Genomic DNA, 15,309 nt, shown 5'->3' on the forward strand with positions numbered 1-15,309 from the left:
ACGCTACCGGGATACGCCGGTGAGGTAGCCGCGTAGCACCTCGGCGACCGAGCTGATCTGGGCGACCGGGACGTGTTCGTCGCGCTTATGGGCGAGATTGGGGTCGCCGGGACCGAAGTTCACCGCCGGGATACCGCGGGCGGCGAAGCGCGCGACATCGGTCCAGCCGTATTTGGCGCGCACGCTGTCGGCGCCGACCACGGTGATCAGGTCCTTGGCGGCGGGTGCGGACAGGCCGGGCAGTGCGCCCGCCGCAGCGTCGGTGAGTTCGAAATCGAGCTCGAGTCCGTCGAATACCTCACGCACATGCTCGGTGGCCTGGGTGACGGTGCGGTCCGGGGCGAAGCGGAAGTTCACATCGACCTCGGCCTCGTCCGGAATGACATTGCCCGCGACGCCACCGCCGATGCGGACCGCGGACAGACCTTCGCGATAGACGCAGCCGTCGATATCGACCTCGCGGGCCTTGTAGTCGGCGAGGCGCTGCAGCACCGGGGCCATGCGGTGAATCGCATTGTCGCCCTTCCACGACCGCGCCGAGTGGGCCCGCACGCCCTTGGTCGTCAGCCGGACGCGCAGGGTGCCCTGGCAGCCCGCCTCGATGACACCGCCGGACGGTTCGCCGAGGATGGCCAGATCGCCGACGAGCCAATCGGGGAGGTCGCGCTCGATGTGGTTGAGGCCGTTGTACTTCGCGGAGATCTCCTCGCAGTCGTAGAAGATCAGCGTCAGATCGTGCACCGGCTCGGCGACGGTCGCGGCCAGATGCAGGAAGACCGCGTCACCGGATTTCATATCGACGGTGCCGCAGCCGTAGAGCTGGCGCTCCCCCGCCTCGTCCACGAAGGTGCTCGGCACGTTGTCGGCGATGGGCACGGTATCCAAATGACCGGCGAGGATGACCCGCGTCGGCCGCCCCATATCGGTACGCGCGAGCACCACGTTCCCGTGCCGCAGCACCTCGAATCCCGTTGTCTGCTCACGCAGCGCCCGCTCGACCAGGTCGGCGATGACCGCCTCGTCGCGCGAGACGCTCGGGATGTCGACGAGAGCCGCGGTCAGTGTGATGGGGTCGGCGCGCAAGTCGAGGGTCACGGCTGCCAGCCTACGACCGCGATGTTCCACTGCGATCGGGTCCGTCGCCATTGCGGCGATGCGGTGGTCGGTCCGCGCCTCGGGCCATCGCGGTCGACGTGGCTCACCACGAGTGCGGATGGGTGGGTAACCTCTGATGACGTGAGCATTCAGGGAGCAGCAGCAGTCGGTATCGCCAATGTGACCGCGGACGGGACCGTATTGGATACCTGGTACCCGAATCCGGAGTTGGGCACGTTCGGTGACACCGGCACGAAGCGCCTGGACGAGGCGCCCGCGGAGTACGCGGCGCTGCTCGGATTCGACGAGGCGCGCGGGGTCGATGTGATCGCGGTGCAGACCACGATCGCCGATCTGTCGGCCGCTCCCGTGGACGCGCACGACGTGTACCTGCGGCTGCATCTGCTCTCGCATCGGCTGGTCAAGCCGCACGAGGTGAGCCTGGACGGGCAGTTCGGACTGCTCAGCAATGTGGTGTGGACCAACCACGGTCCGGCCGCGGTGGATGGCTTCGAGGCGACGCGCGCCAAGCTGCGTGCGCGTGGCCCGGTCACCGTGTACAGCATCGACAAGTTCCCGCGGATGGTCGACTACGTCGTGCCGTCGGGTGTGCGCATCGGTGACGCCGACCGCGTCCGTCTCGGCGCGCATCTGGCCTCCGGTACGACCGTCATGCACGAGGGCTTCGTGAACTTCAACGCGGGCACGCTCGGCGCCTCGATGGTCGAGGGCCGGATCTCCGCGGGCGTCGTGGTCGGCGACGGCTCCGATATCGGCGGCGGTGCCTCCACCATGGGCACGCTGTCCGGCGGCGGCACCACCATCATCTCCATCGGCGAGCGCTCCCTGCTCGGCGCCAACTCCGGACTCGGCATCCCCTTCGGCGACGACTGTGTCCTGGAGGCCGGTCTCTACCTCACCGCGGGCACCAAGGTCACCACCCCCGACGGCACCGTGGTCAAAGCCGCCGAGCTCAGCGGACAGAACAACCTGCTCTTCCGCCGCAACTCCACCACCGGCGCCGTCGAGGTCGTCCACCGCAAGGGCACCGGCATCGAACTCAACGCCGACCTGCACGCCAACGACTAGGCTCCCCGCCTCCCCGAACCTTTAGGCGCCAGACTCAGTCGCAACAACAATGAAATTGGCGAGCGGCGGTAGAGGTCTCAGATGCCCTCTAAAACCAATCCGGGCCCGCCCGATCCGCCGTGACGTTTGCGGTTGCAGGGCCGATCAGGGTCATCGGATGGTTCGCCTCCCGGCCGAAGATCGCCGTTGTCGCTGGTAATCGCGATATCGGCGCACCGGGCGCCCAGCGGAACCCGAATTTGGCGCTATCGGCCGCGGACGGGAGGCGCGGGACGGCCACTATCGGTAGAGGGGGACCGCCAGCAGTGTCAGCCACAGCGCGACGATCCAGGCGTCGGTGGCGATTTGCAGCCACCGCGGGGCGGATCGCACTTCCATGAAGTAGCGGATGATCAGGCGGGACTTGACCATTCCGAGCGCGACGATGGCGGTCACGAGGATTTCGTCGGACAGGTTCCCGGTGTCGTGGTGATCGGGTGTCAGGCACCAGAGGATGATGGTGATGGCGATCAGCACCAGCCAGACCGCCACGATGGTCCGGATTCCCGGCGCGAGCCTGCCCGCGGCGGGTTCGGGGTGGGTGTTCATGTGTCACCTCATGAGGTAGAGGATGGCGAAGATGACGATCCACAACAGGTCGATCATGTGCCAGTAGGTGGCGCCCTGTTCGACCATGCCGGGTCGCTGTTTGGCGGAGTCTCTGAGTTCGCGCACGACGATTCCGAGGATCAGCAGCCCGAGGACCAGGTGTGCGAGGTGGATGCCGGTGAGCACGAAGTAGAAGCTGAAGAATTCGTTGCTCATGGTGAACCCGTGAGCGATTTCCTGGTGCCATTCCACGGCTTTGAGCGCGATGAACACCAGTCCGCAGCCGCCCGCAGCCAGCACCAGCCGCTCGGCGGTTTTCACCGCGCCGCGCCGGACCGCGTTGACCGCCGAGGCGATGAACATGGAACTGGTGAGCAGCACCACGGTGTTGGTGACGCCGATGGCCATGTTCAGATGGGCTTGGGCGCTTTCGAACTGGTGCAGCGACCGGTTCCGGAACACCATGTAGGTGACGAAATAGCAGCCGAAGAAGAACAGATCGCCGAGCACCATCACCCACATGTCCAGATCGCCGGGCAGGTGCCGGGCGTCGGTGTCGCGTGGTGTGTCGCGCGCCGCGGTGGGCGCGTCCGGTTCGGAGACGGTCATCGGGGTTCCTCGGCGAAATAGAGGGCGGGGGTGGTGGGGGATTCGGCTTTGCCTGCGTTCCACATGATCGGCAGCAGACAAGCCACCCATATGCCGAAGATCGCCACGGCGATGTAGAAGGTGATCATGCCGTTCCAGGCGAACGCCCCGGAGTGGAACACCCACATCTGGGTCGCCAGCACCTCCGTCACGATCTGCCAGATCGACACGTAGGCAAACCATTTGGGAAAGACGCGGTTTCGGTCGTAGAGGATCGCGATCGCGATCATGGCGTAGGCGGCGGTGAAACACCCCAGCGACCCGTTGTAGGACAACGCGCCGGTCTCGTACAGCAGATGCAGGACCCGCGGGTCGCGCTCGGGCCGGAAAACCGCGGTCAGCCAGCACACCAGCAGCAGGTGGAATCCGGGGATCGCGCCCACCCCCATGCTCGCGATGAACGCGTACGCCAGCACCGGACCCGACGACATCCGTTTCATGTAGTAGCCGATGATGCCGTTGGAGATAGCCGCGCCGCCCGCGATGATCAGCAGCACCAGGAACCCGACCTGGATGCCGGTGTGATGCTGGTCGAACCAGTGGCGGGCCTGCAGATCGCTCACGTCCGGCCGCGGCGGCGGCGTGGCGCGGCCCAGCAGCACCACAGCCGCGGAAAACACGGTGTAGAACGCGGCGAAGGTCCAGTAGACCAACACCACGTCGCGCTTGGGCCGCGGCGGCGCCGTGACCCCGGACTCGCCACCGGGTTCGACCGGGGTCACCGCGGTCATGCCGCCACCAACTCACGCGCCTGGCGGCGGTAGCAGGACCGCAGCACGAAGAACATGACGATCATGAACAGCGCGAACGCGACGTTGCGCAGCCAGAACGACACCAGCCCGTTCCACGCCAGCGGCCCGTCGTGGAATACCGCCGCGCCCGCCGACGGCGCCATCGCGATCGCGGTTGCCACCGAATAGTGGCCCACCCACCGCGGGAACACCGGATCGTGGCGGTCGTCGAAGTACACCGCCAACGCCAGCAGCAAGAACTGGACCACCAACATCCCGATCGGCGCGATGAAAATAATCCACGCCAGGTCGTTGAGGACTTGGATGAGGTCCGCGGCCCGGTCGGGTCGGTACGCCGCCACCGCGAAGAAGATGTCCGACAAGGCGAACAGCGTAGACCCCGCCACCACCGCGGCCAGGTAGGAGAACGCGAAGATGTGGCTTTGGCGTCTCATCCGCTGCATCTGCGCCATGATCAGCACGAAGAACGGGACGATCATGATCCCGCACAGGTTGAACCCGACCATGCTGAACCGGATCATCGTCGTGTGTTCGCGGTAGAACCACGCCACCTGGTCCGCGCTCATGTTCGGCGACATCGGCGGAAAGAAGCCGGGAAACGACGCGAACAGCACAAGCAGCACGGCCGCGACCACCGGCGTCGACCACAGCACCACCTGCTGGGCCCGCAGATTGGACGCCTCCGACAGCGCCCGATCTTCGAGGAGGATTTGCATACCTGTCCCTTTTCCTACGGGCGGGTCGATCGCCTCGCCGCCCCGGACCGGCTGGGCGTCCACACACCCGACACCGAGCGTCCGTGACCGGAAGCGTCCCATCATTTCTGACCATAGTCAATAATTTTCTGACGATAGTCAGTAATATGAGAGCAGTTAGAATGCCCGGTATGTCGACAGTTCCCTCGGATGAGAAGGATGACCACCGTCAATCAAGGGCGGTTCCGGTGCGGGCGCGAGCCCAAGCCAGCCGCAGCGCGATCATGCAAGCCGCGATGGCCCTGTGGCGCACCAAGGGGTTCGCCGACACCACCGTCACCGACATCTGCAAAGCCGCGGGCGTGTCCAAGGCACTGTTCTACGTTTACTTCGCCCGGCGCGAGGACGTCCTGCTCGCGGTCGAAGTGTTCACCATGCGCGACGCGCACCAGGCGGCCCAGGCAGTGGTCTCGCGCCCGTACGAATTGGTCGACGTCATCGCCGCGGTCATCGAGACCCTCGAAAGCCGGCTGCGGCACTACCCCGCGGAACTCATCTTCGAAGCCGTGATGGAGACCTACCGGCTCGAACGCCGTGCTCTGGCCGACGACGCCGACCCCGACCAACTCACCTTCCTGTTTCTCGAACCTTTCCGCCAAGCCCAGCGGGACGGAAAATTCGCCGCGAGAACCGATGTGGCGCGCGCCGCCCGCATTGCCCAGATTCTAGTCGCCGACGCCGTCCGGACTTGGGCCGCAAATGAATTCCGCGGCGCGCCGCTGGCTCATACACTTGCCGAAGAGATCACCGCCCTCATTCTCGGCGCCGGAGCGTGAACCCGCGCACGCCAACCGTCGGCATCCCACGACCAAAGACTCGCTCACCGCGCCACCCGCCACCGACGTCGGCGGCGCGGGACGCTACGAATTCAGGCTGTCGGCGAAATGCGTGGAGTCGACGACGTCGGGTTGGCGAGGGCGGCAAAGGCATTGTTGGTGGGGACACCTCCCTTGCGCGACCGCAGCTCGTGCTTTGGACATCCTGCACCGGCCCGACTCCAGATCCCATTGCCAGTAGTCGTCTCGTTGATCCGGGCCTGCGTAAGGCCCTACCCGTGCGTGACGCCTGCTTCCAAGCCGAAGGCGATCACTCGGGTCGGATAGATGCGGATCATTTCTCGGGAGACACCGGAGATGTAAGGCTCCACGTCGGTCAATTGTTCTGCGGTGCCGCGGATTTCGAGGCAGCGGACGCGCCAGGGTTGGACGGAGGCGACGTCGTCGACGACGAAGGCGATGCGGTTGTTGCTGGCGATATTGCGGAATTTCCAGGATTTGCCCATATTCCAGCCCGCGATATCAATGGTGCCGAGTTCGGCGTTGTAGCGGAAGCCGACCGGGCTGTTCTGGGGTGAGCCGTCGGGGCGTACGGTCGCGAGCCGGCCCAGGCGCTGGGTGGCCAGGTAGTCGATCTGTTCGGGTGTCAGTGCTGCGCTCATACCGGCGACCGTAGAACCTGAACCGAAGTAGAGGTCAAGTTGTTCAGCCGAGCAGCTTCTTCTGCACCTTCCCCATCGCATTGCGCGGCAGCGAATCCACCACGCGCACCTCGCGCGGGCGTTTGTGTACCGAAAGCTGTTCGGCCACATGCTCGATGAGAGCCTTCTCGATGGAATCCGGTGCGGCACCGCGCAATACGACGTACGCGACGATCCGCTGCCCCAGATCGGCGTCGGGGAGGCCCACTACCGCAACCTCGGCCACATCCGGATGTCCGAGCAGTACGGTCTCGACTTCGCCCGCGCCGATGCGATAGCCACCGGACTTGATGAGATCGACCGATTCCCGGCCCACGATGCGGTGGAAACCATCGGCATCGATGGCCGCGACATCACCGGTCTTGAACCAGCCGTCCTCGGTCCAGCATTCGGCGGTCGCCTCGGCCCGGTTGCGGTAACCGTCGAACAGCATCGGACCGCGAACCTGCAGGCCACCGATGCTCTCACCGTCATGCGCGACATCCGCACCGGCCTCGTCCCGCAGCCGGGTCTCGACACCCGCGACGGGCGTGCCGACCCATCCGGGACGGCGCTCCCCATCGAACCGAGTCGATAGCGTGATCATCGTTTCGCTCATCCCGTACCGCTCGATCGGCGCGTGACCGGTGAGTTCGCGCAACCGCTCGAATACCGGCACCGGCAGCGGCGCACTTCCCGAGACGAGCAGCCGTGCTCCGGCCAATCTCCTTGCCGCATCGGGATCTTCGACAACTCGCGACCATACGGTGGGCACCCCGAAATACAGCGTGCCACGCGCGTCCGCATATGCCTGCGGCGTCGGCTTCCCGGTGTGGATCAGCGGGCTGCCCACCCGCAGCGGCCCGAGCACACCGAGGATCAACCCGTGCACGTGGAACAGTGGAAGACCGTGCACCAGAACATCGTTCGGCGTCCAGGCCCACGCGTCGGCGAGCGCATCGAGCCCGGCGGCAATGGCACCGCGATTGAGCACGACTCCCTTGGGCAGACCGGTGGTCCCCGAGGTGTACAGCACGAATGCCGGTGTGGCGGCATCGGGTTCGGGATATGTATGCCACGAGCGCGCGTGTACGCGCACCGGAACCACCGGCAGATCCGTCCCCTCCGGCGCCTCGCCCAACCACGCCTGCGCACCGGAGTCGGCGAGGATATGCGCCAGTTCGGCGGTCCCCGAATCCGGTGGCACCGGCACCACCGTCACCCCGGCGATGAGACAGCCGACCACCGCGAGCACCGTGGTCACGGTCGGTCGCGCCAGTACCGCCACCCGATCGGCGCGGGTGATGCGCTCGGCCACCGACGTTGCCGCACCGAGCAGATCACTGCGCGACAATGTCACCCCGTCGATGGTGAGGGCATCCGGGATATCCGCTCCCCCGGCGACAGCGAGCGGATTGAGCGAACGAAGCAGCAGCGGCGGACCGAACGACATTCGCTCACGCTACTTCGACACGACACCGCACCATCAAGCTCCCCCTCGACGTGAACGTGGCGGTTGACACACCCATGAGACGGTGAGAACGTCTAGGCAATTCCTTCTCAACGATGAGAACGGGGTCGACATGACCAGCCCGTTTCGCAAACCCGCGTCCACACCCGCCGAGGACGCCTTCGATATCGAGCGATACCTCGATGGTGTCGCCGCGTTCTTCGGCGGAACGGCGAATGTCATCATGCAGCTCAGCACCCTTCCGGTCGGCTACGGCGTGCTGGAGAGCACCGTCGACAGCGGCAAGGTCATGCTGCATCCGATCAAGCGGTTGCGCACCACCCTCACCTATCTCGCGGTCGCCATGCTCGGCACCGATGACGAACGCGACCTCTATCGCGAGGCCGTGAACCTGTCGCATCATTCGGTCAAGTCGACCGCGGCGAGTCCGGTGAAGTACAACGCCTTCGATCCCGCACTGCAGCTCTGGGTGGCCGCCTGCCTCTATTGGGGCGCGCGCGACCTCTACGAGCGCATGCACGGACCGATGCACGAGGCCGACGCGGAAGCCTTCTACCGCTACGGGTCTCGCCTCGGCACCACGCTGCAAATGCGTCCGGAAATGTGGCCCGCCGACCGTGCCGCCTTCGACGAGTACTGGACCGAACATCTCGCGAAGACCACCATCGATCCCCCGATCCGCGACTACTTCAACGATCTGATCGATCTGAAGATGCTCCCGCGCCCGGCCCGCTTACCATTCGCCCGGTTCCAGCGCTTCGTGGTCACCGGCCTGCTGCCCGAGCATCTGCGCGACCAGATGGGCATGACCTGGACCGCCGACGACGATCGGAAACTCGCCAGAATCATGCACACCGCCGGCTCGATCACCGCCCGAATGCCGAAGCAGGTCAGAATGTTTCCGATCAACGCATACCTGTGGGATATGCGCATCCGCAGGCGGTTCGGCCTGCGGCTGGTGTGATTCAGGGGGACGGCAGTCGGCGGAGCCGACGGGGTGGGTCAGCTACAGCTTGAACGAAACGACGACATGGTCGCGCGCGAACTTGCGGATCGCGGCGTCGTCGTCGAGCGGAAGAACCGTTTGCGGCGTCAGCGCCAAGGACAGCGCCGTCCGCGCGATCATCTCGGCGACCGGCTCCGGGTCGTATTCGGGCAACTTGCCCTCCCCCTGCAGCCGGGTGATGAATTCGGCCACATAGTCGCGGCCGAGCTCGAGCACCGGCGCACCCTTGACCGTGAGATACGGCAGCACGATCTCCGGCTCGGTCTTCAACAATCGGTCGAGCAGCTTGTTGCCGCGCAGTCCGCTCAGGAAGGCGACGAACAGCTCCACGATCTGATCCTCGGCGCCGGCATCGCGATCGACCTGCCGCTGCTGTGCCGCATCCACCTCCTCGACGAATTGCCGCGCCTGCCGCATCCCGACGGCCTGGATCAGATCGGATTTGCTCGCGAAGCGCCGGTAGAGGGTGGCCAGCGAAAGCCCACACCGTCGCGCGACTTCCACCATGCTGGTCCGCTTGATACCGAAGTCCAGGAACGCCAGCAGAGCGGCATCCAGCACCCGCGTCTGGTTACGGTCCTCCGGGCCAGTGCTGCGCACCAGCGCCAGCAGTCTGGTCAGCGTCGCCATAACTTTCCACCCCTATTCCGCTCCGATGACACGATGACACCGCTAGCATCGCATGCCGTCATACAGCGCCCCCCACGAACGCCCCGGAAAGCGTGATTGACACCTTTGCGAGGCAATGAGAAGGTTTATATAGAATCTTCTCATCCATCCGCCTTGATCTCGGATGGCCACAGAAAGGCGAGGTCAAGGATGACCGAACCCCTCCGCAGTGCCGATTACCTGCCGATTCCCGACCACGTCGGCCCCGCCGCCGTCGAGCCCATCACCCCGGAAACCGTCGAGGAGTACGTCGACGGAGTCGCGGCCTTCCTGGGCGGCGCCGCCAATGTGATCATGCAGCTGAGTCTGCGGCCGGTCGGGCGCGGCGTACTGGAGAGCACGGTCGACAGCGGCAAGGTCACACTGCACCCGATCAAACGGCTGCGCACCACCCTGAGCTACCTCGCGGTCGCACTGATGGGCTCCGACGAAGAGCGCGCGCGGTATCGAGAGGCGGTCAACGCATCGCATCGACCGGTCCGCTCGACCTCGGCGAGTCCGGTGAAATACAACGCCTTCGATCCCACACTGCAACTCTGGGTGGCCGCCTGCCTCTATTGGGGCATCGATGACCTCTACACCCGCATGCACGGTCCGATGAATCCCGATGTGGCCGAGGACTTTTACCACTACTGCGCTCGGCTCGGCACCACCCTGCAGATGCGACCGGAGATGTGGCCAGCCAATCGTGCGGAATTCCAACGGTATTGGGACGAGAACCTGCCGAAGCGGGGTATCGAACCCGCCCTGCGCGATTACTTCGACGACCTCATCGATCTGAAGATGATGCCGCGCCCCGTCCAATTCACCTTCGCCCGACTCCAGCGGTTCGTCGTAACCGGTCTGCTGCCACAGCATTTGCGCAATGAGATGCGAATGACCTGGTCCCAGCGCGATCAGCGCCGCTTCGATCGGCTGCTGCGGAAGATTTCGGCGGTGCACACCCGGCTGCCGAAGCAGGTTCGAATGTTCCCGCTGAACGCCTATATGTTCGACGTTCGCCGCCGCATACGACTGGGTAAACCGCTCGTATAAGGGGACCGTTTGACACGCTATCGAGGTGATGAGAAGGTTAGTACCAATTCTTCTCATCACTCTTCGATTGCCGTTGATCAACCCCCTGAAAGACGAGGCCAACGATGACCTTGCCGCTACCCGTGGAGCCGCCAGATCCCGGACCGACCTGCCGCTACGGCACCGTCGAGAACTTCGCGATGGACGAATTCTGGAGCGGCGTCGCGGCCTTCCTCGGCGGAACGGCGAATGTCATCATGCAGCTCAGCCTGCGGCCGGTCGCGTACGGCGTGATGGAGAGCACGGTCGAATCCGGCCGGATCGATGTGCACCCGTGGAAGCGGACGCGCACTACGCTGACCTACCTCGCAGTGGCACTGATGGGCACCGAAGAGGACCGTGCGAACTATCGCGAGGCCGTCAACGGCTCACATCGCGCGGTGCATTCCAAGCCGGGGGCCGCGGTCAAATACAACGCCTTCGACCCGAAGCTGCAACTGTGGGTCGCCGCCTGTTTGTATTGGGGCCTGGTCGATCTGGAGGAGCGGCTGCACGGGCCGATGGACGAGGACACCGCGGATGTGCTCTACCAGTACGCCGCCCGGCTCGGCACCACCCTGCAGATGCGACCGGAAATGTGGCCCCGCGACCGAAAAGCCTTCCAGGAGTATTGGAATACCACTCTCGCGACCAAGACCGTCGATGCCCGCACCCGCGCGTACTTCAACGATCTCATCGATCTGAAGATGGTCGCCTGGCCGTTGCGCATACTATTCGCCCGGCTGCAGCGGTTCTTGGTGACCAGTCTGCTGCCGCCGCACCTGCGCGCCGAGATGCGTATGGATTGGACCGAACGCCAAGAGCGCTTCGCGAACAAACTGCTGCGTGCGATCGGCGCCGTGCACCGCATACTTCCCAAACCCGCCAGGCTCTTTCCGATGAATCTCTGCCTGTGGGATATGCGCAGGCGGCATCGCCTCGGCAAGCCGCTCGTCTGAGCTCACCCACCCCGCCGGCTGCCATCCCTCTAGGACTTACTGACCAATGCGCGCAGAAAAAATGTGAGGTTGGCCGGACGTTCGGCGAGGCGGCGGGTCAGGTAGCCGTACCACTGGCTGCCGTACGGCACATACACTCGCACGGCATTGCCCGCGGCGGCCAGCCGCAACTGCTCGGGATCGCGGATGCCGTAGAGCATCTGGTACTCGAATCGGTCCGGGCCACGGCCGGTTTCGGCGGCCAGCTGTTCGGCGGCGAGGATGAGCACCGGATCGTGGGTGGCCACCATCGGGTAGCCCGCAGCGCCCATCAGGATCTCCAGACAGCACAGGTAGGAATCTGTCACTTCGGCGGAGCGCTGGTAGGCGACGGTATGCGGTTCCCGATATGCGCCCTTACACAAGCGGATTCGCGATCCGGACAGCTCGCGACAGTCCTCCTCGGTGCGATGCAGATAGGCCTGCAATACCGCACCGAGCCAAGGGAATTCGGCACGCACTTCACGAACCGTGGTCAGCGTTGCCTCGGTGGTGGTGTGGTCCTCCGCGTCTACGGTGACCCATACTCCGGCCTGGGCCGCTTTGGTGCACAGAATGCGCAGATTCTCGGTGGCAATGGCCGGGCCGTCGGCGGGCAACGCCTGCCCGAGCGCGGATAGTTTCACCGACACCTCGGTGCGCGCCGTGACATCTCGGAAGCCGTTCATTGCCGCCAGATCGTTGATCAGCGAAAGATATTCCGCCACCGTGGCATCGGCCTGTGCCCGGTCGGTGGTGTTCTCCCCGAGGAAGTCGACGCTGATCAGCCGATGGCTCGCGAGCAGCTCCCGCACCGCCGGAATCAACTCGTCACGGCCCGCACCTGCCACGAAGCGCCGGACGATCTCCGCGGTGACCGGCGTCCCGGTGACGATGCGTTTCATCCGCGGGGATGCGGAGGCCGCCAGAATGACCGGCCGCAGTGGATTCATTCCGACCCCATGTGCGGATACCGGTAATCACCCGGCGGCACGAAGGTCTCCTTGATCGTGCGTGGCGCGACCCAGCGCAGCAGGTTCAGCGGCGAACCCGCCTTGTCGTCGGTGCCCGAGGCGCGCGCACCGCCGAAGGGCTGCTGACCGACGACCGCGCCGGTCGGCTTGTCATTGATATAGAAGTTGCCCGCGGCGAATCGCAGTGCGGCCGAGGCCTGTTCGACGGCCTTGCGGTCCTGCGCGAAGATCGCGCCGGTCAGCGCGTAGGGTGCCGCCGACTCCACCTCGGCCAATACCGCCGCGTAGGAGCCGGGTTCGGCATCGTCGTAGACGTGCACCGCGAGGATGGGACCGAAATATTCGGTGGCGAAGGCGTCGTCGTGCGGATCGTCCACCACCAGCACCGTGGGCCGGACGAACCAGCCCTCGCTGTCGTCGTATTCGCCGCCCGCCGGGATGGCGATACCCGCCGACCTGGCACGTTCGATGGCGGCGACATTCTTGTCGTAGGCGCGCCGATCGATCAGTGCCCCACCGAAATTCGTCAAATCGGCGACATCGCCGTAGCTGATTTCGCGGGTCAGTTGCAGGAAGTCGTCACCGATCGTGCGCCACACCGAGCGAGCGATATACGCGCGCGAAGCCGCCGAGCATTTCTGGCCCTGATATTCGTAGGCACCGCGAATCAGCGCGGTACGCAAGGCATCCGGATCGGCGGACGGGTGCGCGACGATGAAGTCCTTACCGCCGGTCTCACCCACTAAACGTGGATACGAATGGTAACGGCCGATATTCGCCCCGACCTCGGACCACAGGAACTGAAATGTCTTGGTGGAGCCGGTGAAATGGATACCCGCCAGCCGCGGATCGACGAGCGCGACCTCCGACAGTTCGACACCATCGCCGGTCACCATGTTGATGACACCCGGCGGCAGTCCCGCCGCCTCGAGCAGCCGCATCGTGTAGAAGGCCGCGAGCGTCTGCGTCGGCGAGGGCTTCCACACCACGGTATTGCCCATCAACGCGGGCGCGGTCGGCAGATTGCCCGCGATCGCGGTGAAGTTGAAGGGCGTGATCGCGTAGACGAACCCCTCCAGCGGGCGGTAGTCCATCTGGTTCCACACCCCCGCGCTCGACTGCGGCTGCTGCTGCAGAATCTGGCACGCGAAGGCCACATTGAACCGCCAGAAGTCGACCAATTCGCACGGCGCATCGATTTCGGCCTGCTGGACCGTCTTGGATTGACCGAGCATGGTCGCGGCGGCGGCCGTCTCCCGCCACGGCCCGGCCAGCAGATCCGCCGCGCGCAGGAAGACGGCAGCCCGCTCGTCGAAGGTCGTGCTGCGCCAGCCGGGCGCCGCCGCAATCGCGGCCTCGATGGCGCCATGGGCTTCCGAATGCGTGGTGTCGGTGTAGGTGCCGAGCACCTGTCGATGCCGGTGCGGGGCGACGATATCGTGCCGAGCCCCGATGCCCGGCCGGTGTTTGCCGCCGATCACCAGCGGAATGTCGATGGATTCGGCGGCGATCTCATTGAGCTTGGTGATCAGCAGTTCCCGCTCAGGGCTGCCCGGCGCGTAGGAATGCACCGGCTCGTTGCTGGGGACAGGGACTACCGTGACAGCGTCCATACCCCAAGGCTATCGCCGTTCCCGGGTCATCGGGCCCGACTGCGGGACGTGTCAGGCCAGGCGTTGCGCCGCCGCCTCGATCCGTTCGTCGGAAGCGGTCAGCGCTATGCGCACGTACTCCCCCGCGCCGGGTCCGTAGAAGTCACCCGGTGCGGCGAGGATGCCGCGCTCGGCCAGCCAGGCCAGGGTGGTGCGGCACGGTTCACCCCTGGTAGACCACAGGTAGAGGCCCGCTTCGGAGTGATCGATGCGGAAACCGGCTGCCTGCAAGGCCTTTCGCAGCACCTCGCGACGCGCACGGTAGCGCTCACGTTGCACTGCCTCGTGGGTGTCGTCACCGAGTGCGGCGGTCATCGCCGCCTGGATCGGGAACGGCACCATCATGCCGGAGTGCTTGCGCACCTCGAGCAATTCGGCGACGAGTTCCGCATCGCCCACCACGAATCCGGCGCGGTAGCTGGCCAGGTTGGAGGTCTTCGACAGCGAGTGCACCGCGAGCAGGCCGGTGTGGTCGCCGTCGCACACCTGCGGATCGAGGATCGAGACGGCGCGACCCTCCCATGCCAAGCCCAAATAGCACTCGTCGGAGGCCACGACCGCGCCGCGCTCACGCGCGAACTGCACCACCTTGCGCAGATGCTCGACACCGAGCACCTTGCCCGTCGGGTTCGATGGGGAGTTCACATAGATAAGGGCGGGCGATTGCGGACCCAACTGGGTCAGGCCATCCGCTCGCACCACTGTGGTACCGGCCAGCAGCGCACCCACCTCGTAAGTCGGGTAGGCGACCTCCGGGATGACGACCAGATCGTCCGCACCGAGCCCGAGCAGCCGCGGCAGTCCGGCGATCAGCTCCTTGGTGCCGATCACCGGCAGCACCGCGGCCGGGTCGAGTCCGGTGATCCCGTAGCGCCGCTTCAATGCATCGACCGCCGCGGCCCGCAGTTCGGGCGTGCCGTGCGTAGTCGGATATCCGGGCACGTCAGCGACCGAACTCAATGCCGCACGGATCAGCGGGTCCACCGGATCGACCGGGGTGCCGACCGAAAGGTCGACGATCCCGTCCGGATGCGCGGCGGCCTCGGCCTTCACCGACGCGATGGTGTCCCATGGAAAATCGGGCAGCAGAGCGCTGACCCGGCGACGCGGTGACACAGAACTCA

General features: G+C 65.4%; 16 protein-coding genes. 5 read left to right on the plus strand and 11 right to left on the minus strand.

All coding sequences use genetic code 11. The features are described from left to right. Positions 1-3: 3 nt before the first annotated feature. Positions 4-1,146 (minus strand): succinyl-diaminopimelate desuccinylase, encoded by a 1,143-nt coding sequence (dapE, locus tag ACFYOW_RS40900; protein WP_387295985.1) that lies wholly within the window; start codon positions 1,144-1,146, stop codon positions 4-6. Between the two features lie 90 nt (positions 1,147-1,236). On the opposite strand from dapE, the gene dapD reads away from it, so the two are divergent. Beyond that, positions 1,237-2,184 (plus strand): 2,3,4,5-tetrahydropyridine-2,6-dicarboxylate N-succinyltransferase, encoded by a 948-nt coding sequence (gene dapD, locus ACFYOW_RS40905; RefSeq protein WP_387295987.1) that lies wholly within the window; start codon positions 1,237-1,239, stop codon positions 2,182-2,184. 279 nt (positions 2,185-2,463) lie between these two features. Here the strand turns inward: dapD and ACFYOW_RS40910 are convergent, their stop codons facing one another. From ACFYOW_RS40910 to ACFYOW_RS40925, 4 genes are read right to left on the minus strand one after another with little or no spacing between them, the layout of a single operon-like run. Continuing rightward, positions 2,464-2,772, minus strand: a complete 309-nt coding sequence (locus tag ACFYOW_RS40910) for a cytochrome C oxidase subunit IV family protein (RefSeq protein ID WP_387295989.1) — start codon at positions 2,770-2,772, stop codon at positions 2,464-2,466. Positions 2,773-2,775: 3 nt separating this feature from the next. Next, positions 2,776-3,381, minus strand: a complete 606-nt coding sequence (locus ACFYOW_RS40915; RefSeq protein ID WP_387295991.1) for a cytochrome c oxidase subunit 3 — start codon at positions 3,379-3,381, stop codon at positions 2,776-2,778. After that, a complete protein-coding gene (locus ACFYOW_RS40920; RefSeq protein ID WP_387295993.1) occupies positions 3,378-4,151 on the minus strand; it encodes a hypothetical protein in 774 nt (257 codons plus the stop codon). Before ACFYOW_RS40920 ends, ACFYOW_RS40915 begins: the two co-directional genes overlap by 4 nt. Then, the gene (locus ACFYOW_RS40925; RefSeq protein ID WP_387295995.1) at positions 4,148-4,888 is read right to left on the minus strand and encodes a hypothetical protein; all 741 of its coding nucleotides are present in this window, start codon (positions 4,886-4,888) and stop codon (positions 4,148-4,150) included. Before ACFYOW_RS40925 ends, ACFYOW_RS40920 begins: the two co-directional genes overlap by 4 nt. Positions 4,889-5,151: 263 nt before the next feature. On the opposite strand from ACFYOW_RS40925, the gene ACFYOW_RS40930 reads away from it, so the two are divergent. Beyond that, complete coding sequence (locus ACFYOW_RS40930; protein WP_387295997.1) at positions 5,152-5,703, plus strand: TetR/AcrR family transcriptional regulator; 552 nt, start codon at positions 5,152-5,154, stop codon at positions 5,701-5,703. 272 nt (positions 5,704-5,975) lie between these two features. On the opposite strand, the gene ACFYOW_RS40935 is transcribed toward ACFYOW_RS40930, so the two are convergent. Beyond that, positions 5,976-6,365 (minus strand): PPOX class F420-dependent oxidoreductase, encoded by a 390-nt coding sequence (locus ACFYOW_RS40935; RefSeq protein WP_387295999.1) that lies wholly within the window; start codon positions 6,363-6,365, stop codon positions 5,976-5,978. A gap of 43 nt (positions 6,366-6,408) precedes the next feature. Beyond that, the gene (locus ACFYOW_RS40940; RefSeq protein ID WP_387296001.1) at positions 6,409-7,836 is read right to left on the minus strand and encodes an acyl-CoA synthetase; all 1,428 of its coding nucleotides are present in this window, start codon (positions 7,834-7,836) and stop codon (positions 6,409-6,411) included. Between the two features lie 130 nt (positions 7,837-7,966). Between ACFYOW_RS40940 and ACFYOW_RS40945 the strand changes: the two genes are divergently transcribed. Further along, positions 7,967-8,818: an oxygenase MpaB family protein gene (locus ACFYOW_RS40945; RefSeq protein ID WP_387296003.1), complete on the plus strand. Its 852-nt coding sequence runs from the start codon at positions 7,967-7,969 to the stop codon at positions 8,816-8,818. A 42-nt stretch (positions 8,819-8,860) separates the two neighbouring features. On the opposite strand, the gene ACFYOW_RS40950 is transcribed toward ACFYOW_RS40945, so the two are convergent. Beyond that, positions 8,861-9,490: a TetR/AcrR family transcriptional regulator gene (locus ACFYOW_RS40950; protein ID WP_387296005.1), complete on the minus strand. Its 630-nt coding sequence runs from the start codon at positions 9,488-9,490 to the stop codon at positions 8,861-8,863. Positions 9,491-9,679: 189 nt separating this feature from the next. Here ACFYOW_RS40950 and ACFYOW_RS40955 point away from each other — a divergent pair, with 189 nt between their 5' ends. Together ACFYOW_RS40955 and ACFYOW_RS40960 are read left to right on the plus strand one after the other, a co-directional pair. Continuing rightward, positions 9,680-10,564 carry an oxygenase MpaB family protein gene (locus ACFYOW_RS40955; protein WP_387296007.1) on the plus strand — a complete coding sequence of 295 codons (885 nt, stop codon included), beginning with the start codon at positions 9,680-9,682 and terminating at the stop codon, positions 10,562-10,564. A gap of 104 nt (positions 10,565-10,668) precedes the next feature. After that, the gene (locus ACFYOW_RS40960; RefSeq protein WP_387296009.1) at positions 10,669-11,541 is read left to right on the plus strand and encodes an oxygenase MpaB family protein; all 873 of its coding nucleotides are present in this window, start codon (positions 10,669-10,671) and stop codon (positions 11,539-11,541) included. 29 nt (positions 11,542-11,570) lie between these two features. Here the strand turns inward: ACFYOW_RS40960 and ACFYOW_RS40965 are convergent, their stop codons facing one another. From ACFYOW_RS40965 to dapC, 3 genes are read right to left on the minus strand one after another with little or no spacing between them, the layout of a single operon-like run. Next, complete coding sequence (locus ACFYOW_RS40965) at positions 11,571-12,512, minus strand: proline dehydrogenase family protein (protein ID WP_387296011.1); 942 nt, start codon at positions 12,510-12,512, stop codon at positions 11,571-11,573. Continuing rightward, a complete protein-coding gene (gene pruA, locus ACFYOW_RS40970) occupies positions 12,509-14,146 on the minus strand; it encodes an L-glutamate gamma-semialdehyde dehydrogenase (protein WP_387296013.1) in 1,638 nt (545 codons plus the stop codon). The genes ACFYOW_RS40965 and pruA overlap by 4 nt, the downstream gene beginning before the upstream one ends. Positions 14,147-14,197: 51 nt before the next feature. After that, positions 14,198-15,301 (minus strand): succinyldiaminopimelate transaminase, encoded by a 1,104-nt coding sequence (gene dapC, locus ACFYOW_RS40975; protein ID WP_387296263.1) that lies wholly within the window; start codon positions 15,299-15,301, stop codon positions 14,198-14,200. Positions 15,302-15,309 lie beyond the last annotated feature (8 nt).

Source organism: Nocardia sp. NPDC006982 (genome assembly GCF_042869435.1).
GTDB lineage: Bacteria > Actinomycetota > Actinomycetes > Mycobacteriales > Mycobacteriaceae > Nocardia.

Coding starts and splice junctions, on each gene's coding strand:
- ACFYOW_RS40930 (WP_387295997.1), top strand. CDS start 5,152: ATGCAAGCCGCGATGGCCCTGTGGCGCACCAAGGGGTTCGCCGACACC.
- ACFYOW_RS40935 (WP_387295999.1), bottom strand. CDS start 6,365: ATGAGCGCAGCACTGACACCCGAACAGATCGACTACCTGGCCACCCAG.
- ACFYOW_RS40960 (WP_387296009.1), top strand. CDS start 10,669: ATGACCTTGCCGCTACCCGTGGAGCCGCCAGATCCCGGACCGACCTGC.
- ACFYOW_RS40940 (WP_387296001.1), bottom strand. CDS start 7,836: ATGTCGTTCGGTCCGCCGCTGCTGCTTCGTTCGCTCAATCCGCTCGCT.
- ACFYOW_RS40925 (WP_387295995.1), bottom strand. CDS start 4,888: ATGCAAATCCTCCTCGAAGATCGGGCGCTGTCGGAGGCGTCCAATCTG.
- ACFYOW_RS40950 (WP_387296005.1), bottom strand. CDS start 9,490: ATGGCGACGCTGACCAGACTGCTGGCGCTGGTGCGCAGCACTGGCCCG.
- ACFYOW_RS40945 (WP_387296003.1), top strand. CDS start 7,967: ATGACCAGCCCGTTTCGCAAACCCGCGTCCACACCCGCCGAGGACGCC.
- ACFYOW_RS40955 (WP_387296007.1), top strand. CDS start 9,680: ATGACCGAACCCCTCCGCAGTGCCGATTACCTGCCGATTCCCGACCAC.
- pruA (WP_387296013.1), bottom strand. CDS start 14,146: ATGGACGCTGTCACGGTAGTCCCTGTCCCCAGCAACGAGCCGGTGCAT.
- ACFYOW_RS40965 (WP_387296011.1), bottom strand. CDS start 12,512: ATGAATCCACTGCGGCCGGTCATTCTGGCGGCCTCCGCATCCCCGCGG.
- dapE (WP_387295985.1), bottom strand. CDS start 1,146: ATGGCGACGGACCCGATCGCAGTGGAACATCGCGGTCGTAGGCTGGCA.
- ACFYOW_RS40915 (WP_387295991.1), bottom strand. CDS start 3,381: ATGACCGTCTCCGAACCGGACGCGCCCACCGCGGCGCGCGACACACCA.
- ACFYOW_RS40920 (WP_387295993.1), bottom strand. CDS start 4,151: ATGACCGCGGTGACCCCGGTCGAACCCGGTGGCGAGTCCGGGGTCACG.
- ACFYOW_RS40910 (WP_387295989.1), bottom strand. CDS start 2,772: ATGAACACCCACCCCGAACCCGCCGCGGGCAGGCTCGCGCCGGGAATC.